Here is a 22,817-nt window from a genome sequence, read left to right as displayed (position 1 = left end):
CATGATTAAGCGTCCTCAAAAATTAAAACCCAATGCTGAAATGAATGTGGTTCCTTATATTGATGTCATGTTGGTGTTGTTGGTAATTTTTATGGTGACTGCACCAATGTTGACGCAAGGCATTCAAATTGATTTGCCTAAAGTGGATGCCAATGTCATGCCCGCGTCACAACAGCAGCGTATTGTAACCTTATCTATTCAAGCCAATGGTCAGTATTACTGGAATATTGGATCAGAAGTGAATACCGAGAAAGTTACGGATCAGGCCATTGATTTAGCCACTATGCAACAAAAGCTCGTTCCGATTATTCAAAAAGATAAAAGCTTACAGTTTTATGTACGTGCCGATCAGGATGCTGATTATCAACTGGTTGCACAGGCCATAGCATCCTTGCAAAAAAGTGGGGTAACGAACTTGGGGCTAGTGACAGAGGAACCACAATCATGATGACAACCGTTTCCAAAATTAGGTTTCGTGATCAAGGCCTAGCACTTTCGGTCACGGCTGGATTGCATATTGCGCTAATTGCGTGGTTATGTACGGTTGAGATGCATGAAACATTGGCGGAACCCAAGCCGAAAACCATTCAATTACAATTTGTGCAAATACCCCCTCCAGCCAAACAACAACCTGAACCTAAAAAGCCTGAGCCGATAGTCGAAGAAAAACCCTTACATGAGCCTGTCAAGAAACAGCTTGAGAAACCTACTGAAGTCCAACCGAAAACCACCAAGAAGTTTGTAGAGTCACAGAGCAACAAAATTGTACCTACAGCGTCTAAACCGACACAGCAAGTCGTGACGGAAAAGCAAACGGCAGTAGCGGAATCTCAGAAAACAGTAGATACGCAGTCTCAAGCGGATATACCAACTCAGACGAAGACCCAGAAATCAGTAGAAACTAAAGCACAAACTCATCCTGAATCATTTGATGTTAAAAATTATCAACCTGTTACAAAAATAGCACCAGCTTATCCTGAACAAGCTTTGGATCGTAAGCTGGAGGGGGATTGTACGGTGGTGTATAGCGTGAACGAAAAAGGACGGGTAGAAAATCCAAAGGCACAAGGCGACTGCCATCCGATGTTTGTACGACCTTCGATTCAGGCTGCTCTCACTTTTAAATATCAGCCTCGTCTCGTCGATGGCAAACCGACCAGTGTGTCGAATGTTAAAAATACCTTCCAATATCGTATTGAAAGTTAATCTTATTCCGTGGGTGCCATAAATTCTCTTTTAAGCTCTTTTCATTTCTATATTTTTCAATTGCCCGTACTCTTCTTGCCGATAATATTTAGTAGTAAATTCAATATACTATACGATTACATGGTTATTACTGCTCAAAAAAACAGTAAAAATATCATAGAAGCTATCTTATGGAGGCTATGTACGGGTGCGACATGGCATGATATTCCTCAAGAGCTCTGTCCTTTGCAAACTGCTTACAATCGATTTCATCACAGGCAAGTTAAGATACTTTTTTAACTGTCATGATTCTGAGCAGATCCAAGAATACACGGAATTGGGTATTTTAGGTGTTGGTCGAATCTACAGAAATAATTCTAGTGAAGTAGAAAAAATGGTTAATGCTGTGCGCTATTTAGTACGGCCTGAAAAAGATGCGCAACATCTGCGTGTGAAATGCAAAGCCAAGATGCGTACATTTCAATGAGTTGAAAATAATCTCAGATATACATTATCTAGATGAAAACGAGGTTTTAAATACTTTGCAAGGCTTGCCAATCGGTGAGCCTTTGTCATTTCTAGAGGTATATATTATGAGTTTAAATTGTCCTTATTGTTTTTCGGATCAGGTTATTCAAGTGGTTAATCAGCAGGTGAGTGGGTCTGATTCTACAGGTCTAGCCGCATCTGCATCGTTCGCAACTATCGGTGCAACCATTTCAAAGGGTTTACCTTTGCCTGTATCACCACTGCTTGGCGGGCTTGCAGGTGCAGTCATTGGTGGCCTATTCAGTAGTGTGTTTGATGAGCCGAAAAAGCCGATCACCCTGACCTACTATCACTGCAATTACTGTCAGCAGAATTTTCGTTGAATCAGCATAGGAGATAAGAACGATGGCACATCAAATTGAACAAATCGCCTATGTAGGTGAAACCCCTTGGCATGGCTTAGGGAATCAACTCAGCCCAAATCAACCACTCGAAGTTTGGGCGCAGCAGGCAGGGATGGATTGGCGTATCGAATCATCTGATGTCAGTTATATGGCTCAGAATGAGCGTGGTCAAAGCATCATCATGCCATTTGAAGAACAGCGTGTACTGTATCGCTCAGATACCCATGCGCCGTTATCTGTGGTTAGTCAGCGTTATCAGGAAGTTCAACCCAAAGAGATTTTGGAGTTCTATCGTGATCTAACAGAACAATCAGGATTCGAGCTTGAAACAGCAGGTGTCTTAAAGGGCGGTAAGAAGTTCTGGGCATTGGCGCGTACAGGTCAAAGTACAGCATTGAAAGGCAAGGATGTCAGTAATGGTTATATCTTGCTGGCTACTGCATGTGATGGCACGTTGGCAACGACAGCACAATTCACAAGTATCCGAGTGGTCTGTAACAACACTTTAGCAATTGCTCTACGTGGACAAAGCAATAGTGCAGGTGTGGTGAAAGTTCCACATAGCACCAAGTTCGATGCAGAGAAAGTGAAACAGCAATTGGGTGTTTCAGTTCGTGCTTGGGATGAGCACATGTATGAGATGAAACAGCTCACACAGCGTAAGGTGAGTCAGCAGGAAGCCAAGGCCTACTTTGATGCCGTGTTCAATAACAGCACCATATCAATTTCTGATCCTGAAGAAAACATCATTCAGTTCTACCGCAATGTCGCGCAGCAGGCTCAGGAGAAAAAGCCTGAACCGAATGGTCGTGCCATGAATAAAGCTTTAGAGATGTTTAATGGTCAAGGTCGTGGTGCTGAATTGTCATCCGCCAAAGATACGGCTTATGGCTTACTGTGTTCGATCACGGAATTTGTGGATCATGAACGACGTGCCATGAGTACAGATCACCGTCTTGATTCAGCTTGGTTTGGTGCAGGCGCAGGTCTTAAGCAACGTGGACTGGAACAGGCTTTATCTTTGATAGCCTAAGCTCATGTAATCCATCCAACCTTAACCCCGCAAGTCTCAACAATCGCTGAGTACAGCACACACGTAACTCTCTCTACTTACTACTCACAATCAACAATCTGAATCAGCATGCATATCGCCATACCCGACCTCGTGTCGGGTATGGCTTTTTTATGCGTTTCTTTTTTACAAAAACTGAAAATTATAAGGATAGAACCATGAATCAAATCGCACCGATTTCAAATCAGACTGTACAGGCAGGTGTGCAAACGGCATTAAATCCATTAACTACACCTAAACGAGCTAGTTCTGCAAAACGCTTAGTCAATACCAAAGATATGGCGTATCAAGATTGGCTTGAAGTCCGTAAACAAGGTATCGGTAGCAGTGATGCCGCGACAGCCTGTGGTCTCAATCCTTATATGTCGATGCTTGAACTGTGGCTAATCAAAACGGGCCGTCAAGCTCAGTCTATTGAAGATGAAAGCTCAGGTGTAGCACCGCTGTATTGGGGCAAGCAGCTGGAACCTTTGGTGGCAGAGTTCTATAGCATGCGCACCCATAACAAGGTGCGACGGATCAATGCAGTACTTCAGCATCCTGATCCCGATAAATACTTTATGTTAGCCAATCTGGATTACAGCGTGGTCGGCAGCGATGAAGTCCAAATTTTGGAATGCAAAACAGCAGGTGAGCATGGAGCAAAATTGTGGCGTGATGGTGTGCCTTTATATGTGCTTTGTCAGGTACAACATCAACTGGCAGTAACAGGTAAACAGGCAGCACATGTTTGTGTCTTGATCTGTGGGCATGAAACCAAGATCTTCAAAGTGACACGATCAGAATCCGTGATTGAACATATTGTTCAAGCAGAACGATATTTCTGGGAATGCGTGGAAAAGGATACACCACCATCAGTCGATGCCAGTGAATCCGCAGCTAAAGCGATTCAACAACTCTATCCAGCGCATGTGCCTTTAACCGTAGAGGATCTCTCGCAAAATGAAAATGCCAATTTGATGTTCGACCAGCTCATCAAAATGAAGGAAGAGATTCAGCATCAGCAGGAACGCTTTGACCAGCTTAAACATGAAATCCAGATGATGATGCAAGACAAGGAAAGGGCAGTCTTTGCACATGGTTCAGTGGTCTGGAAGAAAGCCAAGGATTCTATCAGTCTCAATACCAAGGCATTGCTTCAGCACCAGCCTGAACTCATCGAGCTTTATCCACTTGAAAAGCAAGGCAGTCGTCGATTCAACATTTATACCGACTAAGCCCGATCCACAGCACCCAATCGAAAATTCACAAAAATCGCTCCCCGCTCTCTACCCTTCGGTAGAGAGCAAATCGGTCGCGATCTTTGTAGCACTTTATCTGGCTCTACATTCTTTGGGTAACTTATTTGGTCCTTGTTCCGACCTACATAGATAGACCCAAATTTGTAAGGTAATACATTAAGGAATATCAACATGATTAAAGGTTTAGCAATTACCCCTCCAATACTCGGACGGATCAGTATCGGTCGTATGATCGAAAAGAATGGCAAGCGCCTACCGGAAAAAGATGACCAGTTCACCATTACGTCCCAGATTCAAAGCAAAGAAGGCTGGGTTAAACATCCATTAGATGATCAGCTGCGAGCGAATGCTCCGAATCAGAAGCTACGTTCAATCCCTGTCAGAATGATCTTTAATGATCCCGATTTAAACCTGCGCGCAGAATACAGCCTGTTTGACCGACAGACTGGAAGACCTGTCTGTGTCGGTAATGGAGAAACCTGCCAACGTTTAACCAATCAAGGCGTGGAGCAACATCCCTGTCCATCCCCTGATTTATGTCCATTGGCTCAAGGAGGGAACTGCAAGCCCTATGGTCGTTTGCATGTGAACTTAGATGAATCGGATGAGTTTGGCACCTTCATCTTTAGAACTACAGGCTTTAACAGTATTCGGACTTTGGCTGCACGGCTGAGTTATTACCATGCGGCCTCAAATGGCTTGTTGTCATGTCTACCCTTGCAATTGATATTGCGGGGCAAGAGTACGACACAAAGTTATCGTCAGCCGGTGTATTACGTGGATCTAACTTTAAGGGAGGGGATTAGCTTGAATGAAGCCATTATGCAAGCGAAGCAAATGGATGAGCAGAGTAAGCAGGCGGGGTTTTATCAGGAGGCTGTGGACTTTACTGCCAGGAAGGGCTTTGGGAATGGAAGTATGGACGTAGACATGGAGGAAGGTTTGGATGTGATTGAGGAGTTTTATCAGCCTGTTGAAGGCCAGCAGATTGAGGAAACGCAGCCTGAATTTAATATTCAGCAGGGATTGAAAGGATCAGTGACGGCTTTAAATTAAATCGTACAGGGTAAAACCTTACGAGATTGCCGTATCTCATGAGCGAGTTGCTCGAAATCATGAGATAGGAGTAAACATCATGAATGCATTTGTTGGTCAAACTTTCCCGATGAATCAAATCATTAATATTAAAGAGGTAGTTCAATTTACAAGTATTAGTCGAGCTAAAATCTATGAAATGATCAATGAGAAATCAAAATACTACGATTCTACTTTTCCAAAGCCTGTGCGGCTAAGTGAATCTCGTATTGGCTGGTCAGCTTGGGAAATAAATCAATGGATTGAAGATAAGCTGGAAAATCGTGAATAAAAGTGGGGAGCTTCGGCTCCCTTATTTTTTGGTTTTCAGTAAACTATGGAAATGTTAAAAATCTAAAGAATAAAATGAATCAAGCCATTCACTACTACAATCAAAAGATGCTTTAAACGACATTTTCTGTCGCTGAGTGAAATCAATTCAGTGATTAATCACTATTTTTTTCCAAAAGTTCAACAAAATTTCAGTAAGATAAAGGTAAGCAAGTTTTCAGTTGATGCTACTGCGTCAAATAAGAACCAGGATTTTTCAGAACACTATGACCAACAATAACTTTTCACAAATCGCTTCTTTCATCTGGTCGGTTGCCGACCTGCTGCGTGGTGACTTCAAACAATCGCAATATGGCCGCATCATTCTGCCATTCACCTTGTTGCGTCGTCTGGAATGTGTACTGGAACAAAGCAAGGCTGCGGTACTGGCAGAACATGAAAAAGTCTCCAAGCTGAATCTGCCAGAAGAAGCTCAAGAAAAGTTATTGCTGCGAGCCACCAATGGTTTGGCCTTCTTTAACACTTCCCCAATGGATCTCAGCAAAATGGGACAAAGTGACATCAAGGCCAACTTAAGCACCTATGTACAAAGTTTCTCTAAAGATGCCCGTGAGATTTTTGAATACTTTAACTTCATCGAATTTGCGGGCCTCCTCGATGATGCCAACCTTTTGTATAAAGTCGTGCAAAAGTTTGCCACCACGGATCTGAGTCCAAAGAGCGTATCCAACCATGACATGGGTTTGGTGTTTGAAGAACTGATCCGTCGTTTTGCCGAAGGTTCTAATGAAACCGCAGGGGAACACTTTACCCCGCGTGACATCGTGCGTCTGACCACGGCACTGGTGTTTATGGAAGATGATGACGTCCTGACTAAAGACGGCATTATCCGTACCATTTATGACCCGACTGCGGGAACAGGCGGCTTCCTGTCTTCAGGGATGGAATATCTGCATGAGCTGAACCCAAATGCGGTGATGCGTGCGTTTGGTCAGGAACTCAATCCAGAATCCTACGCCATCTGTAAAGCTGATATGCTGATCAAAGGCCAGGACGTGAGCCGGATTAAACTCGGCAACACGCTGTCGAATGATCAACTCTCTGTCGATCAGTTTGATTACATGCTGTCGAATCCACCCTTTGGCGTAGACTGGAAAAAGATCGAACAGGACATCAAGGACGAGCATGAACAAAAAGGCTTTGATGGCCGTTTCGGTGCAGGCTTGCCACGGGTATCGGATGGTTCATTATTATTCCTGATGCACCTGATCAGCAAGATGCGTGATGCCAGTAGTACCGAGAGCGGTAGCCGCATCGGGATTATCCTGAATGGTTCACCATTGTTTACCGGTAGCGCAGGCAGTGGTGAAAGCGAGATCCGTCGCTATATTTTAGAAGCCGATTTGCTGGAAGCCATTATTGCCTTACCGAACGACATGTTCTACAACACCGGGATTGCCACCTATATCTGGGTACTCAGCAATAAAAAAGCCGCTGAACGTAAAGGCAAGGTACAGCTGATCAATGCCTCCAACCTCAGTACCAAAATGCGTAAGTCGCTGGGTTCAAAACGTAACTATCTGACTGAAGCTGAAATTGCCACCATTACCCAAAATTACGGTGACTTTGTGGCGGTAGACACCTTGGCGCAGGATGGCGAAACCGAACAGCAAAAACCATTCGCCAGTAAGATTTTTGACAGCCATGAATTCGGCTACCGTCGCGTGACCATTGAACGTCCATTGCGTTTATCGGCACAGATCACGGATAGTGCGATTGCTGCATTACGCTTTGCCCCGAAACCGTTTAATGCCGTGATGCAAAGTATCGATGCGCAATTGGGCACAGCCTTTGGTACAGCGTGGACAGCAGAAACTTATGGTCAGTTGCAGGACGTGGCGCTTGAGGTCCGTGCCATGATTAAAGCCGAGTTCCCTGAGCTAAAAGAAAAAGACATTAAAGAGGTATTGGACAGCAAAATCTGGCTATTCCAGAAAGCCTTGATGGAAAAAGCCCAAGCCTTACAGAATATGATTGGCACTGAGCAGTTTGATGACTTTAACCAGTTTGATGAAGTGCTGAAAAAAGCCCTCAAGCAGACCGACATCAAGCTGGATGCCAAAGAGAAGAAACAGCTGTTAGATGCCATTACCTGGAAGAATCCTGAAGCTGAACCAGTGATTAGCAAGGTCGTGAAACAGGCGGAAAATCCACTGTATGGCCAGTTTAGTTATCAGGGCAAGGTGGTGGAGTTTGTGCAGGATGGAGATTTGCGTGATGCGGAGAATATTGCACTGAATCCAAAGTTCAGTACCACCGAGCTGATTGAAGATTACTTTAAACGTGAAGTACAGCCACACGTGGCCGATGCCTGGATCAATGCGGACAAGCGCGATGAGAAAGATGGCGAGGTTGGGATTGTGGGTTATGAAATTCCGTTTAACCGCCATTTTTACGTGTATCAACCACCGCGTGACCTAGCTGAAATTGATGCGGATTTGGATGCGGTGAGCCGTGAAATTATGGCACTTCTGCAAGAGGTGCATTCTTAATGGCGAGTACAGTGGCGAAGTATCAGAAATATGCTGAGTATAAAGATTCAGGGGTTGAATGGTTTGTTGAATTGCCAATTGATTGGAAGGTCAGCAAGTTGAAACAAGTTGTAGATCAAAATCGGCAGATTACATATGGAATCGTACAAGCTGGTCCCAATGTTGAAAATGGTATTCCATATATTAGACCTGCGGATATGACTGATGAAAAAGGTATAAAAAGCTTTGATGAGTTATTACGAACATCTGAGCAAATTGCATTGTCATATGATCGTAGCAAAATAAAGACTGGTGATATTGTTATTTCAATTGGTCCAAGCTTCGGCAAAGTAATGATGACACCTGCCAATTTAGATGGTGCAAATTTGACGCAGGGTACAGCAAGGATTGCTATTTCTTTAGAACACAATTCTCGCTATTTTTTTTGGGTACTTCGCTCAACTATATCGTTTAGTCAATGGGAAAGTGTTATTGGTGGGGCTACATTTAGGGCACTTAATTTAGGACCATTAGCGGATACTTATGTTGGATTCCCTTCATATGATGAACAAGTAAAAATCGCCACTTTCCTCGACCACGAAACCACCAAAATCGATCACCTGATTGAAAAACAACAACAACTGATTGAACTGCTCAAAGAAAAACGTCAGGCGGTGATTAGCCATGCCGTGACCAAAGGTTTAAATCCTAATGTAAAAATGAAAGATTCAGGCATGGAATGGTTAGGGGAAGTGCCGGAGCATTGGACGGTAACTAGGGCAAAATTTGTATCTGATATTTTTGTTCCGCAACGAAATAAGCCTGAACTTAATGATATGGAAGGTTATTCTTGGGTAACAATGGATGATATGAAGAATAAGTATATTCAGAGTGTTAATCGCTATGTAACCAAAAATTCTGCGATGCTCGCTGGCTCTAAAATTTTAAAGAAAAGGGCAGTGATTGCGAGTTGTGTAGGTAATTTTGGAATAACGTCAATAAATAATATTGATGTAATTATTAACCAACAATTGCAAGCATTTATTCCTAGAAATATCAAAGCAGAGTATCTTCAAAATTTAGTATCTATTTCTAAAAAATACTTTGAGCTAATTGGGACAGCAGCTACGTTGGTATATGTGAATCAAGAAGGTTTTCAGAATCTTCCTGTTCTATTACCTCCTTATGATGAACAAGTTGCGATATGTGTCCAAATAGAAAATGATGAAAATAAATATGACCAATTAATTCATCTTGGTCTGAAACAAATTAAAATTCTTCAAGAACGCCGTACAGCCCTAATTTCCTCTGCGGTGACAGGCAAGATTGATTTACGTAACTGGCAATCGCCAACGGTTGCTGAGGCACAGACGGAGTTCAGCGCATGAGTCTAGACGCTACCCGTGAAAGCATTTTCCAGAACGACATCATTCAGCAGATGCTGGCTCAGGGCTGGCAACTCGGTACGCCACAAGGCTACAACCGTGAAACCGCCTTGTATGAACAGGACGTACTGGATTTTGTGCAACAGACCCAAGCACAAGACTGGCTGAAGTTTCAGCGCATCTTTCCGCAAGATACCGAACGGCATTTTCTAGAAGCCGTGGTTGCCCAGCTGAAGAAAGCCGACATCAATGCCACTGATGAACAGTCACGTAGCTATGGTACTTTAGGTGTGCTGCGTCACGGAGTGAAAACCCGCAGCGCACGTTTTTTCCTCTGTCAGTTTAAACCAGAACATGCGCTAAATCCCGATACCTTAGCCAACTACAATAAGAACATCTGCCGCATTGTACCGGAATTGGTCTATAGCCCGTATGCTACCGCTGCCGAGTTACAGGACATGGGCAAACAGGCCAAGAAATGGCGTATTGACTTAGTCCTGTTTATCAACGGCTTTCCGGTGGCAACACTGGAACTCAAGTCCGAGTTTAAACAGGCGGTGCAAAATGCCATGTTGCAGTACAAACGCACCCGCTTACCGAAAGACCCGGAAACTAACAAGCCTGAACCCTTGCTGACGTTTAAGCGTGGCGCATTGGTACATTTTGCCGTGAGTCAATACGAAGTCTATATGGCGACCCAACTGGCCGGAGAAGATACTTTCTTCCTGCCATTCAATAAAGGCACGCATGACGGTGGCGCAGGCAATGATGTGCCAGAAGACCAGAATCAGTACGCTACGGCCTATCTGTGGAACGAAGTTCTCACACCGGACAATTTGCTGAATATCATTGGACGTTTTGTCCATCTGCAAATTGAAGAAAAAGAAGACTGGGAAGGGCGCAAGTACAAAAAAGAACTGCTGATCTTCCCGCGTTACCACCAGTGGAATGTGGTCACCAAACTGATCAATGCCGCCTTAGAGGAGGGCACTGGACAGAAATATCTGATTCAGCACAGTGCAGGTTCAGGTAAGTCCAACTCGATTGCCTGGACAGCACATCAGCTGTCGACCCTGTACGATCAACACAATCAGAAACTGTTTGATTCGGTGATTGTGGTCACTGACCGTACCATTCTGGATGCCCAGCTACAGGACACCATCTACCAGTTTGAACATGCCGATGGCGTGGTCGGACGCATCAACAATAAAGAAGGTGATGGCTCCAAATCGGAAAAACTGGCCAAAGCACTGGAAACCTCACAGCCGATTATCATTGTGACCATCCAGACTTTCCCCTTTGTGTTGCGTGCGATTGAAAACAGTACCAATCTGAAACAGCGACGTTATGCGGTGATTGCCGATGAAGCGCATTCTTCACAAAGCGGCTCTACGGCACGACAACTCAAAGAAGTGTTGATGCTGGAAGAGCGCGAAGAGGATGCTGAATTGTCTTCGGAAGATATTCTGGATGCCGTGGTTGCAGCACGTAAGGGCAGTAATAACCTCAGTTACTATGCCTTTACCGCGACACCGAAAGACAAAACCCTGCAACTGTTTGGCCGTGTACCCAATCCTGAGCTACCGCCATCCAAGCAAAACAAGCCGGAAGCCTTCCATGTTTACTCCATGCGCCAAGCCATTGAAGAAGGCTTTATTCTGGATGTGCTGAAAAACTATACCAACTATAAAGTGGTATATAAACTCAAACAGAAAATTGAAGAAGCCGACAAACAGGTCGATGCCAAAAAAGCTAAGATCAAACTGAATCAGTGGGTGCGCCTGCATGACCACAACATTTCCCAGAAAGTGAAAGTCATTGTCGAGCATTTTAAAAATAACGTGATGGGCTTATTGGGTGGACAGGCCAAAGCCATGGTAGTGACCAGTTCACGTAAAGAAGCGGTGCGTTACAAGTTGGCCTTTGACAAATACGTGGCGGATCAGGGCTATAAGTCCATTCAGGCTATGGTCGCATTCTCGGGTGAGGTTGAGTTTAATGACAAGGATACCGACAGCAGTGGTTTAGTCGGGCAGACCTTTAATGAACGCAACATGAACCCGGGGCTAAAAGGGCGGGAAATGCGCAAGGCCTTTGATAGTGATGACTATCAGGTGATGCTGGTGGCCAACAAGTTCCAGACTGGCTTTGACCAACCGAAACTGTGTGCCATGTACGTGGACAAGAAACTTGGCGGTGTGGAATGCGTACAGACCTTATCACGCCTGAACCGCACCTATCCGGGCAAAGCGGAATCTGGCACCTTTGTCTTGGATTTCTTTAACGATCCTGAAGACATTCTTGGGGCCTTCCAGCCTTACTACCAAACCGCAGAATTAGCCGATGTCTCCAATCCGGATCAGATCTTTGACCTGTTTGAAAAGCTCAAAGCCACCAAGATCTTCCTCTGGACGGAAGTCGAGCAGTTTGTAGAAGCCTTCTTTACCAAGAACAAATCCAATGCTGCGATCAGTAATATCTGCAAACCGGCGGTTGAACGCTGGCAGAAACGTTATAGTCAGGCCATCGAAGCCTATAACACCACCCGAGACATGCTGGAACGCTGCAAGAAAACCAATGATGCGGTGCTGATTGCCAATGCCGACAATGCCTTTAAAGAGGCCAAGCTTGAAAAAGACAAGCTGGAAATCTTTAAAAAAGACTTGGGAAGCTTTACTCGTTTTTACGAGTTTATGTCGCAGATCGTGGACTACGATGACAAAGAACTGGAAAAACTTAGTCTGTATGCGCGTAACCTGCGTCCATTGCTGCGTGAAACCGCAACGAAAGATGATGAGGTGGACTTAAGTAATGTCAGCATGAGCCATTACCGCTTGTCCAAGATCCGTCAGCAGGACATCAAGCTGAAAGAAGATGCCGAAGATTTTAAGCTGGAACCGGGCAATGACCTCGGTGCAGCCAAGCCACGCGATAAGAAAGAAGAGTTCCTGTCACAGATCATTGAGCGTCTGAATGATGTCTTTATCACCGATAACCTGACTGATAAAGATATGCTCAACTATGCCTATACGGTACGTGACAAACTGGCTGAGAATGAAATTGTCATGAAGCAGATCGCCAACAATACCCGCGAACAGGCCATGCTGGGGGATTTTCCGAAAGCCATGGATGATGCCATTCTGGGTAGCAGTGCAGCACATCAGGAACAGATGATGCAGTTACTTTCTGATCCGGCGAAGGCCAGCATCTTTGCACGGGTGATCTTTGATATGTTGAGTAGTGGGTAATTTTAGAGAGAGGGGGAAAGAGTATGCAAATTGATGCCCAAGTAAAAAGTATTTCAGATATTAATCAATTCTTTATTGTTCCTGATTATCAAAGGGAATATGTATGGAAAGCTAATGATCAAGTAAAACAATTCATCACAGATATAGATAATGCTTTTGAAACTTCAAATAATGATTCGAGCTACTATCTAGGGTCTGTAATTATTGTTAAAAAACAGGATAATTATGATGTCATAGATGGTCAGCAACGTCTTACTACAATTGTACTAACTCTCTGTGCATTAAAAGATTTTTTAGAAAGTATTACCCGTACTGAATCTGCTGAAAACTTTTATAACGCGATTAAATCATGGTTATCGACTTTCAATATGAAAACGGCAACCCATCAAAACCGTGTAGAGTTGCAATACGAAGAAAGCCAAAATTATTTAGGCTATCTTATTCATAAAAAAGAATACAAAGGTAAAGTTACGCCATCTATTCAAAAAATGCAGGCTGCCTATGATGCGATGTATGAATATATTGCAAGTTTGAAGAATGAAGGACAAGATCATCTGGTTGATTTTATTACTTTCTTTTTTAATAAAATTGTCCTAGTTTTTATTGTTTCTGCGGACCTTCATGGCGCATTGAAAATATTTGAAACCAGTAATCAGCGTGGGGCAAGCCTGGATGCTATGGATTTGGTTAAAAATCTTATTTTTAGTGAAGCTAATGAAAAAGATTTTCCTGATATCAAATCTAAATGGAAAATGGTTGTTGGAAATATTCATGCATGTAAGGAAGGGGAGAACCCATTACGCTTCCTACGATATTTCTTAATGGCACGTTACTGTAATAATGGAATTCTACGTGAGGAAGATATTTATAAATGGATCATTTCTGAGGGTGAGCCATTAATCAACTATAAAAATAAACCAATCGAATTTGTAAATGCATTATTGAGTGCTTCAGAACGCTATTCAAAATTAGTTAATGCGACAAGTTTAGCTGACCATCATCAAGCTTACCCTGCTGTAGTTAATATAGGCTACATTAATAAATATATGTCCAGACAGCACTTATTACTGTTGTTGGCCCTAGATGTTAATTGTGAAGATGAAGTGATCAATTATCTTGCAAAACAATTAGAAACTTTGTTTTTTGTGAGTAATACATTAGGTATACAGGCAAAATATAACGAGAACAATTTTAGTATATGGGTGCAATATTTCCGTGGCTTAAAAACCATTGAACAGGTAAAAGTTGCTGTTGAAAAAACTATTGCAAAATATATAACTAAAAAGGCGGCAGAATTTAAACAAACCTTCTTAACGAAACGTCATGATGCTTTTAATCCGCTTTATCGTCTGCGTTATATTCTAGGTACATTGGAAAATAAAGCGGCTGAGCTTTGTAATATGCCACTCAAGGACCATGGATTTATCCAAAGTCTGCAAGTTGAACATATTTTACCTCAGACACCTAAGGCTGATGTAATTCCTGAAGAGTATGGGGTTGACTATTTAGAATATAGTGGCCAAGTTTATATGTTAGGTAATGTGACATTATTAGAAAGTCAGATTAATCAGGCGGTTAATAATTTTAATGACCTAAGTGCAGATTGGTTTAAACAAAAGCAATCTGAGTATAAAAATTCAGCATTAGTACTGAGTAAAATGCTAGATAATGAGTTTAGTATTGGTAAAAATACCTCAACGAATCAATTTATCCATGATTATAAGTATGCTTTTACTGAATGGAAAAAGGAGCAGATTCTACAGCGTCAGCAAGTTTTATTGAATTTAGCTCTTTTGGCTTGGACAATTAATGGACAAAGAATAGACCAATATAAATTTGCTGATGAAAATGAGCAACGTACAAACATAGATCAAGTTGTTACAGCTGTATTATAAGGAAACTGTAAGTCAAGGTAATCTTAGATCATTCTACATATTCAATATATTGTTTAATTATTTATTAAAATGACATTTAACTTTATTCCAGTAGCCACTTCGGTGGCTACTGGAATAAAAAGCCTACTATAGAAACTTTTAGAAGTTTTGAAGAGAAAAAATATCATGGTTGCAAAATAGCCCAAAAATTTAGCCTATTGCATAGACTATTTACCCTATCTTTTGCTTCGGAAAAGGCACTATTTTGTTTCTCAAACTATCAATAAAGTCTGACCATTCCTGCATCATCTTAGTTCTATATTCTAAATGTTGTGCATGGTTGTAGGCTTGAGAGACGGCATTTCCGACAGTATGTGCTAACTGTATTTCAATTGCATCATGCATATAGCCTTGCTCATGTAGTGTAGTAGATGCAAGTCCACGGAAGCCATGACCAGTCATTTTTCCCGTATATCCCATGGTGCGAATCGCACTTAACAGAGCATTGTTGCTCAGAGGCTTAGCTGTACTGTGGTTATAAAAAACAAATTGCTTATTACCAGTAATGGGCTGTAACCCTTTGAGTAATTCAATAGCCTGCCTAGATAAAGGAACAATATGTGGTAAAGCCATTTTCATCTTATAAGCTGGAATTCTCCATAAACAATTATCAAAATCAATCTCATTCCATTCCATGTTAATGAGCTCGGCAGTTCTTACAAATGTTAGAGTCATAACCTGTAATGCTGTTTTAACTAGGATATTGCCGTGATAACGATCCATCCGTTCTAAGAAAGGCGGAAACTCAGAAATATCTAGGCGAGCCATATGTTTTACCTTACGTGGCTTGAGAGCTTCATGAAGGTGGGGTGTAGGGTCGTTCTCAATAAGTCCTTTACGGATCGCATAACGAAAAATACGCCCAGCTAAAGGAATAGAGCGTTTAGCCATCTCCTGAGCACCACGTGCTTCAATTTGCTTAGCACAAGCAAGGACATCTTTTCCTTTAATCTGATCAATAGGTGTATTACCTAAAGCAGGGAAAAGGTCTTTTTCAAATACAGATAGGTCACGTAAATATGTACCTTCTTTAATGACAGCCTTACGATCCTCCATCCACTCCATAGCAAGCGCTTTGAAAAGAATGCTTTCATCGGCTTGTTGTTTCTTTTGCTTTTTCTCTTTATTGGGATTAATCCCATCTTTAAGCTTTAATCGTGCTTCATCTCTAGCACGACGAGCTTGTGCAAGCGTAGTTTCAGGGTATGTACCAATACTGAAGATATTCTCTTTTCCATTCAAACGGAACTTCATTCGCCAATGCATTCCTCCAGAAGGAGTGACCTCTAGATACATCCCTTTTTCATCAGAGTATTTGGTTTTCTTTTCTGAAGGTTTTATTTTTCTGACTTGAGCATCTGTAAGCATGGCAATAATTCCACAGAATTGGGGGTATAATTTTAGGGGTAAAATATTATACCCCTAGTTATACCCCCAACTGCATCAAGCTTGCAATAGATCAAGTAGATTGTATAAGACGTAAAAAAAGCTTAAACCCTTTAGATTTAAGCTTTTTTAGACCTTATGGGACTTCATAAGAGTTGAATTTGGCGGTGAAAGAGGGATTCGAACCCTCGAAACGCTATAAACGTTTACACACTTTCCAGGCGTGCTCCTTCAGCCACTCGGACACTTCACCATGGCGGAGGATAATATCGAAAAACATAGCCATCGACAAGGTGAAACAATTGAATTCGAGCAAAAGTTTTAGCTCAATGATATGATTCGCAAAAATAGTGTCGATAATTGAAGACAAGCTTATGCAAAGTACTGCAAAAAAAGCCGCCTTGCCTGCGATGACCTTGGCAGCATTAGGGGTCGTGTTTGGGGATATTGGAACCAGTCCACTCTATGCATTGAAAGAATCCTTCCACGCTGCACATGGCTTGGGCATCACCCCTGCAAACGTATTGGGTATTTTGTCCATTATCTTCTGGACTATGACCATGGTCATTACCATTAAATATTCTGCAATTGTCATGCGTGCAGATAACAATGGTGAAGGTGGGATTATGGCTTTGCTTGCACTCAATTTGCGCAATACCAATTTTAGCCATCGGAAAAAATTACTGTTAATTTCGATTGGCTTTATTGGGGCTTCACTATTTTTTGGGGATGGGATCATCACCCCAGCCATTTCAGTCTTATCTGCCGTAGAAGGCTTATCCATCGCAACCGATGCACTTGACCCTTATATTGTGCCGATTGCAATTAGTATCGTCACTGCTGTATTTGTCATGCAAAAGTATGGGACAGCCTTTGTCGGTAAGTTCTTTGGCCCACTGACCTTATTGTGGTTCTTCTCTCTCGGTCTTCTTGGGATCTCGAGCATTATTCAAACGCCTTTGGTTTTGGGCATGCTGAGCCCACATTGGGCATTTCAGTTTATCGTGACCAACCCTTTAATGGCCTTTTTCATTATGGGTGCGGTAGTGTTGACCGTCACAGGTGGCGAAGCCCTGTACGCAGATATGGGCCATTTTGGTCCTGTGCCGATTCGTTTGGCTTGGTTTATTGTGGTTTTGCCGTGTTTACTGCTTAATTATGCAGGACAAGGTGCATTGCTGCTGCGTGATCCGACTGCGATCGAAAATCCATTTTACCTGTTGGTGCCAGAGTGGGGCTTGTACCCAATGATCTTCTTGGCCACTATGGCCGCAGTTATTGCTTCACAGGCGGTAATTTCAGGCGTCTTCTCTTTAGCGCGTCAGGCCATTCAATTGGGTTATTTACCACGTTTAAATGTGAAGCATACTTCAGATTCGGAACAGGGGCAGATTTATGTACCTTTACTGAACTGGATATTGTTGGCATCGATTATTGTATTAATTTTAATCTTCCAAACCAGCTCACAGCTTTCGCATGCCTATGGTCTGGCGGTCACCATGACCATGCTATGTGACACCTTATTGATTGCGGTATTTATTCGTTATACATGGAAATGGAGCATGCCAAAATTGGTGTTGCTGATTATTCCATTCCTTGTTTTAGATTTGGTCTTGGTAAGTGCGACCTCACTTAAAGTGTTATCGGGCGGTTGGGTTCCATTGCTGATTGGCGGTATTGCATTCATGTTATTAATGACATGGAAACAAGGTCGCGAGTTAACTTTTGCCAAGCTTCAGCAAGATACATTGCCACTCGATTTATTTGTACAAAGTATTGGTGATCAAGCCAATTGGGTTGAAGGCGAGGCGGTCTTTTTAACTGGGACACCAACTGTTGTGCCACATGCCATGTTGCACAATATGAAGCACAATAAAGTACTGCATCAAAAGAACATTATTCTCACCGTTAAAATTCAAGATGTTCCTTATGTGGAAGAGTCCAATCGCTTCCATGTCGAAACCATGAATCAGCATTTTTATCGTCTTGAATTGTACTATGGCTTTAAAGATGAAATGAACATTCCACAAGCACTTGAAGCGGTGTATCAAGCGATTGATCTGGAATATAACTTAATGCAGATCAGCTTCTTTGTATCGCGTGAACGGATTATCAGTACCGTGGGCGATGGTATGGCGCCGTGGCGTGAAAAGCTCTTTATCTCGATGCAACGGAATACCAGTCCTGTGAGCGACTTCTATCAGATTCCACCTAACCGTGTGGTTGAGCTCGGTAGTCAGATCGAGATTTAAAACCTCAATAAAAAAACCAGCATATATGCTGGTTTTTTTGGAGGATAAATCAGCTGAAGTCTTAGTTCATTGGATCATTTACAGGTGCTTCAGGCATCGCTTGGACAGGCTGTTCTGCTGAAGCATTAGGAAGTGCCTGTGCAGGGGCATCAGGTGATGGCAGTGAATCAGGCTCAACCGCATTGACGGGTGCCTCTGCTGATGAATCTAATTGAGGTGCAGCAGCTGGGGCAGCATTCATGTCTGCATTTGCCGTGGGTGCGACAGCATCATTTAACGCCGCTTCAGCTTGTTGTGCTGAGAGTTCTGCATTTGGGACCAGCGGATGTTGCTCTGTTGGAGTCGCAGCGACGTCTTGTTGCGCTGTGGTATCAGGTGCGGCCTGTTGAACAGGAGCTTCACTCTGTGGTGCTGTTGGCATCACTGCTTGGTCATTGGGTGCATCTTGGCCCGCTGGGCTGATAGGTGCTGCATTTGGATCAAGCAATTTAATTTGCCCTGAGCTTACGAGTTCTTGAATTGAACCCGGTTGACCGTTAACAGTAGTCGTGACTTTGGCTTGAGAGAGACTTTCTAAGGTGTCACCCGGTTGGATAGGGGGCTCGGCAAAAGCTGAAGCACTTATCACTGTGCCGATTAAACCAAGAGAAGCTAAAATCTTAGAATGCATAAGAACTCCGTAAATTGCATGTATTATTTCGTTCGATTCATTTTTACCTTGGCATATTTTTTGAAGCGACAGCAATCAAAGATACGCAATCGCATCACGTTGCCGTAGAAAAACTCTACAAAAAAGACATTTTGTTACATGCAAAATCATCTAAATATGGCGTTTTGTTTAATTGTTATGCGAATAGAACTCGAGCGATATACTTCGTATACGCTGATTGTTAAGCTCGTGAAAAACCGATGTTTATTGTAGTTGTGATGGCGAAGAAGAAAAGTAGTTCAGGTAAGTCAGTCTTTAAGATGTTTAATCAAAATGGCCTGAAAGTGATTTTAGGATTGGTGGCAACGGGAAGTTTTGCGATTGCCTTTGGTCAAGAAAAAATTCAGCAATACGTGTCTTTAAGCCCAAGCTCAAATTCAGCCTGTTTAGAACAATTTTATCGGGAAATTCCGCCTTATTTACTCAAAGAAAGTTTAAGTAAACACAGCTATGCACTGTGCTTTAACGGTTTTAATGTGATGTATTCGGGCGTTTCGAAAACACCTCTCTGGGTTGCAGAGGCCCTGACGCCACAGCGCCTGAGCCAAAAAATTCCACGTGAAGATAGTTTTCACGAAGAAAATAATGTTGCAACCGAACATCGAGCGACATTGTCGGACTACCGTGGTTCAGGCTATGACCGTGGACATATGGCACCGAATGCTGATATGCCCAACAAAGCCGCACAATTCGACAGTTTTTCTTTGGCCAATATGGTGCCACAGGCCCCTAAAAATAATCAGCAAGTGTGGCGTGAATTGGAAGAAGCCACACGGGCGCTTGTGACCAAGCAAAAGCTGGATGTTTTTGTGGTAACTGGGCCTGTATTTCAGGGCAAAAAGCTCAAGACCATTGGTCAGGGAGTGATTGTTCCGAGTGCGGTGTACAAAGCGGTCTATATGCCAAAAACGGGTGCAATCGGCGCTTATTACGCACCGAATGATAATTCACAGCAGGTGAAAATTGTCAGTGTCTGCTATTTGGAAGAGCAGTTGGGTGTGAATTTATTTCCGCAACTGACAGAAGAGCAAAAACGTAATACCTATAAACTACCGTTGACAGCAACGGCGGTAAAAGCCAATAGTGCAATTCAATACTCGCATTGGGATGCGGAAAGTCAGTGTGCTGAAGAGGTTTCATCCGAGCAGCTCAAAGCCTTACAAAAAAACTTTAAATCGGGCTCTACTCAGTCGAGTAGTGGTAGCACAGTCACAAAGGGCACAGGTATTGATGCGGCGGATCAAGATGCGATTGTGAAACAATTGGTCGACGCCTTATTGCAATATATTTTGCAGCTGTTACGTTAAAGTTCTAGGCAGTTGGATGTATAGCATTCGACTGCAGTACCCAATGCCTGAAGAATAAACAAGAGTAAAAATAAAATGTTTAAACCTTTTGTACAAGGTAACGAGTCCCATGCTATTCATGATCTGACCCTTGAAAATGACACGGACTGCGTCAGTATTTATGGCAATTTACAACTCACCAAAGACCAAGCTGGCCTAGCTGCGGCCAAAGCATTGCAGGCGTATCTGAATGCCATTGTGCAACAGCTTGAAAGTGAAGCTCAGCTTCCTGAGAAAATTGAACATCCGCAGCCGGGTGAAATTGACAATCCATTTTTATAATATAGGCCTATCTATGTTCCATGTGGAACAATAAGAAAAGCCCACAGATTGTGGGCTTTTCTTATTAATGGATAGAGAAAAAATTAATCCTCTTTTTCTAAAATTTTATAAATAATAGCGCCGATAATGGCACCGACAATCGGAGCAACCCAGAACAACCAGAGTTGGCTTAACGCAGCTGTTTCAGCAAATATTGCAACACCTGTACTTCGTGCAGGGTTAACCGAGGTGTTGGTCACAGGAATACTGATCAGGTGAATCAAGGTTAGGGCTAAACCAATCGCAATCGGTGCGAAACCAGCAGGCGCACGTTTATCTGTGGCGCCCATAATCACGATCAAGAACATTGCGGTCAGTACAATTTCAATCATTAAAGCGGAGATTAAGGAGTATTTTCCTGGTGACAGTTCGGCATAACCATTGGTCGCAAAGCCTCCTGTACCGGCGAAACTCGCTTGTCCTTGGACAATCAGGTATAACACCCAAGCGGCTAAAACTGCACCGACCACTTGGGAGACCACATAGGGGATCAGATCTTTGGTATCAAAACGTCCACCGACCCATAAGCCGACACTGACTGCAGGGTTAAAGTGCCCGCCAGAGATATGTCCAAGTGCAAAGGCACCCGTTAAAACGGTTAAACCAAAGGCAAGAGCAACGCCAAGAAAGCCGATGCCTAACTCGGGAAAAGCTGCTGCAAAAATGGCACTGCCACAGCCTCCGAAGACCAACCAAAACGTTCCGATAAATTCAGCAAGATATTTATTCATAATGCGCCTTTTGTAGTTATTGATGTTTTATTCGCGTAGAACTTTATATTTAACGAGAAAGTGCTCGTTTTTCAATCAATTTAACAAAAAAAGCATGACATCCTGATGACGTGGATCAAACAGATCAGATTTTAGTGAAAATGCTGGATACGCCACTGCTGAGGTGTGACTTGGGTCCAGTGTTTAAAGGCACGTTGAAAAGCACTTTGTTCAGAGTAACTCAGCAACAGTGCAATTTCCTGCAAGCTGAGGTGTGGATCTTTTAAGTATTGCTCCGCCAAAATACGTCGGACTTCTTGCATCCGCTGTTGGTAGGTCGTGCCTTGTTGTTGTAAGTAACGTTGCAGTTGTCGGACTGAAAAATTCAGTTGCCGTGCAATATGTTCAATTTGGTATTGGTTTTTTTGTAGCCCCGTTAAAATCGCATGCTGTAAGCGCTGGTCGATGTGAGTAGAGTTGGGGAGTTTTTCCAGTAAGGCTTCGGCTTGTTGTAAGAGCAATTTTTGCAGGGTTTGATCACCTTGCTGAAAGGGCATGGATAATTCGCTGAGGGGAATCATCATCATCGGTCGGCTTTGAGAGAAGCGAACTTTACAATTAAAGTACTGCTCATACAGGGCCGTGTTTTTCGGTGCAGAGTGAGTAAAATGAACCTCGCTGAGCTGGATGTCATCATGGGCGACAAAGTGCTTCATAAATTGAATGATCAGCGCCATCGCCACTTCATTGCTGAGTTGTGTGGTCAGTTCAATTGGCATCTCCACCCAACCAAAGCATAGATTTTCACCTTCAACTGCAACATATAGAGAGCTGCCATCATAAATGAGACGGTGAAAGTCATGATAACGGGTGAGCGCCTCGCCTAAATTTTCGCAGGACAGCGCAATATAACCCAAAATGCCTAAATGCTTGGGCTGTACATACTTTGCAATCTCAAGTCCGAGCGCAGGGATGTGCAGGTGGCTGTCAAGATCATTCAGTAACTCTAACCACAGGGCATAATCAAAACGTTCTAAGTTCTGTGCTTTTCCAAGCTGTTCAGAAATTGGGTAGCCCACGGCTTGGCAATAGGCATAGAGTAAATGTCCCAGTCCACCGTAGACAGAACCTGTGTAATCTTTGAAATGTTGCATTTATTGGCTCTATTGTTCTTGTCGTAATTTGTCAATGAATTTGAATACTAGGGTCAATATTTAGCATAGTTTTCACATTATATTC

Annotated in this window: 19 protein-coding genes and 1 tRNA gene; 15 read left to right on the top strand and 5 right to left on the bottom strand. The window is 42.9% G+C overall.

The window, feature by feature from the left end; genetic code table 11:
• Position 1 precedes the first annotated feature (1 nt).
• From tolR to PTT44_RS14675, 12 genes are all read left to right on the top strand, one after another.
• Positions 2-448 (top strand): protein TolR, encoded by a 447-nt coding sequence (gene tolR, locus PTT44_RS14725; protein WP_086208627.1) that lies wholly within the window; start codon positions 2-4, stop codon positions 446-448.
• Positions 445-1,206, top strand: a complete 762-nt coding sequence (locus tag PTT44_RS14720; protein WP_171525920.1) for an energy transducer TonB — start codon at positions 445-447, stop codon at positions 1,204-1,206. The genes tolR and PTT44_RS14720 overlap by 4 nt, the downstream gene beginning before the upstream one ends.
• 120 nt (positions 1,207-1,326) lie before the next feature.
• Positions 1,327-1,485, top strand: a complete 159-nt coding sequence (locus PTT44_RS16605; RefSeq protein ID WP_163170403.1) for a transposase — start codon at positions 1,327-1,329, stop codon at positions 1,483-1,485.
• 293 nt (positions 1,486-1,778) lie between these two features.
• Complete coding sequence (locus PTT44_RS14715; protein ID WP_273795688.1) at positions 1,779-2,057, top strand: hypothetical protein; 279 nt, start codon at positions 1,779-1,781, stop codon at positions 2,055-2,057.
• Positions 2,058-2,079: 22 nt separating this feature from the next.
• Positions 2,080-3,111 (top strand): DUF932 domain-containing protein, encoded by a 1,032-nt coding sequence (locus PTT44_RS14710; RefSeq protein WP_273795687.1) that lies wholly within the window; start codon positions 2,080-2,082, stop codon positions 3,109-3,111.
• Between the two features lie 197 nt (positions 3,112-3,308).
• Positions 3,309-4,367, top strand: a complete 1,059-nt coding sequence (locus PTT44_RS14705; protein WP_273795686.1) for a YqaJ viral recombinase family nuclease — start codon at positions 3,309-3,311, stop codon at positions 4,365-4,367.
• A 195-nt stretch (positions 4,368-4,562) separates the two neighbouring features.
• Positions 4,563-5,447: a recombination directionality factor gene (locus PTT44_RS14700; protein WP_120366299.1), complete on the top strand. Its 885-nt coding sequence runs from the start codon at positions 4,563-4,565 to the stop codon at positions 5,445-5,447.
• A gap of 79 nt (positions 5,448-5,526) precedes the next feature.
• Positions 5,527-5,757: a helix-turn-helix transcriptional regulator gene (locus tag PTT44_RS14695; RefSeq protein ID WP_005180632.1), complete on the top strand. Its 231-nt coding sequence runs from the start codon at positions 5,527-5,529 to the stop codon at positions 5,755-5,757.
• A 265-nt stretch (positions 5,758-6,022) separates the two neighbouring features.
• The gene (locus PTT44_RS14690) at positions 6,023-8,308 is read left to right on the top strand and encodes a type I restriction-modification system subunit M (RefSeq protein WP_273795685.1); all 2,286 of its coding nucleotides are present in this window, start codon (positions 6,023-6,025) and stop codon (positions 8,306-8,308) included.
• The gene (locus PTT44_RS14685; RefSeq protein WP_273795684.1) at positions 8,308-9,675 is read left to right on the top strand and encodes a restriction endonuclease subunit S; all 1,368 of its coding nucleotides are present in this window, start codon (positions 8,308-8,310) and stop codon (positions 9,673-9,675) included. The genes PTT44_RS14690 and PTT44_RS14685 overlap by 1 nt, the downstream gene beginning before the upstream one ends.
• Positions 9,672-12,920: a type I restriction endonuclease subunit R gene (locus tag PTT44_RS14680; protein ID WP_273795683.1), complete on the top strand. Its 3,249-nt coding sequence runs from the start codon at positions 9,672-9,674 to the stop codon at positions 12,918-12,920. The genes PTT44_RS14685 and PTT44_RS14680 overlap by 4 nt, the downstream gene beginning before the upstream one ends.
• 23 nt (positions 12,921-12,943) lie before the next feature.
• Complete coding sequence (locus PTT44_RS14675; RefSeq protein WP_273795682.1) at positions 12,944-14,815, top strand: DUF262 domain-containing protein; 1,872 nt, start codon at positions 12,944-12,946, stop codon at positions 14,813-14,815.
• Between the two features lie 210 nt (positions 14,816-15,025).
• Here PTT44_RS14675 and PTT44_RS14670 read toward each other — a convergent pair whose 3' ends face one another.
• Positions 15,026-16,222 carry a tyrosine-type recombinase/integrase gene (locus PTT44_RS14670; RefSeq protein ID WP_273795681.1) on the bottom strand — a complete coding sequence of 399 codons (1,197 nt, stop codon included), beginning with the start codon at positions 16,220-16,222 and terminating at the stop codon, positions 15,026-15,028.
• A gap of 180 nt (positions 16,223-16,402) precedes the next feature.
• Positions 16,403-16,493 (bottom strand) — tRNA-Ser (locus PTT44_RS14665).
• Positions 16,494-16,614: 121 nt separating this feature from the next.
• On the opposite strand from PTT44_RS14665, the gene PTT44_RS14660 reads away from it, so the two are divergent.
• Positions 16,615-18,492, top strand: coding sequence for a potassium transporter Kup (locus tag PTT44_RS14660; protein WP_168158698.1), 1,878 nt, complete (start codon positions 16,615-16,617; stop codon positions 18,490-18,492).
• A 61-nt stretch (positions 18,493-18,553) separates the two neighbouring features.
• On the opposite strand, the gene PTT44_RS14655 is transcribed toward PTT44_RS14660, so the two are convergent.
• On the bottom strand, positions 18,554-19,162 hold the full coding sequence (locus tag PTT44_RS14655) for a hypothetical protein (RefSeq protein ID WP_168158697.1): 609 nt from the start codon (positions 19,160-19,162) through the stop codon (positions 18,554-18,556).
• A 257-nt stretch (positions 19,163-19,419) separates the two neighbouring features.
• Between PTT44_RS14655 and PTT44_RS14650 the strand changes: the two genes are divergently transcribed.
• Together PTT44_RS14650 and PTT44_RS14645 are read left to right on the top strand one after the other, a co-directional pair.
• Positions 19,420-20,508, top strand: a complete 1,089-nt coding sequence (locus PTT44_RS14650) for a DNA/RNA non-specific endonuclease (protein ID WP_168158791.1) — start codon at positions 19,420-19,422, stop codon at positions 20,506-20,508.
• A 75-nt stretch (positions 20,509-20,583) separates the two neighbouring features.
• The gene (locus tag PTT44_RS14645) at positions 20,584-20,829 is read left to right on the top strand and encodes a hypothetical protein (protein WP_126034999.1); all 246 of its coding nucleotides are present in this window, start codon (positions 20,584-20,586) and stop codon (positions 20,827-20,829) included.
• An 83-nt stretch (positions 20,830-20,912) separates the two neighbouring features.
• On the opposite strand, the gene aqpZ is transcribed toward PTT44_RS14645, so the two are convergent.
• Positions 20,913-21,599: an aquaporin Z gene (gene aqpZ / locus PTT44_RS14640; protein WP_168158696.1), complete on the bottom strand. Its 687-nt coding sequence runs from the start codon at positions 21,597-21,599 to the stop codon at positions 20,913-20,915.
• A gap of 131 nt (positions 21,600-21,730) precedes the next feature.
• Positions 21,731-22,732 (bottom strand): AraC family transcriptional regulator, encoded by a 1,002-nt coding sequence (locus tag PTT44_RS14635; RefSeq protein WP_168158695.1) that lies wholly within the window; start codon positions 22,730-22,732, stop codon positions 21,731-21,733.
• Positions 22,733-22,817 lie beyond the last annotated feature (85 nt).

It is taken from the genome of Acinetobacter sp. Gutcm_16 (genome assembly GCF_028649355.1).
GTDB classification, from domain to species: Bacteria; Pseudomonadota; Gammaproteobacteria; order Pseudomonadales; family Moraxellaceae; genus Acinetobacter; species Acinetobacter johnsonii.
The sequence above is the reverse complement of the archived record's forward strand: the minus strand, read 5'-3'. Positions and strand labels throughout refer to the sequence as shown.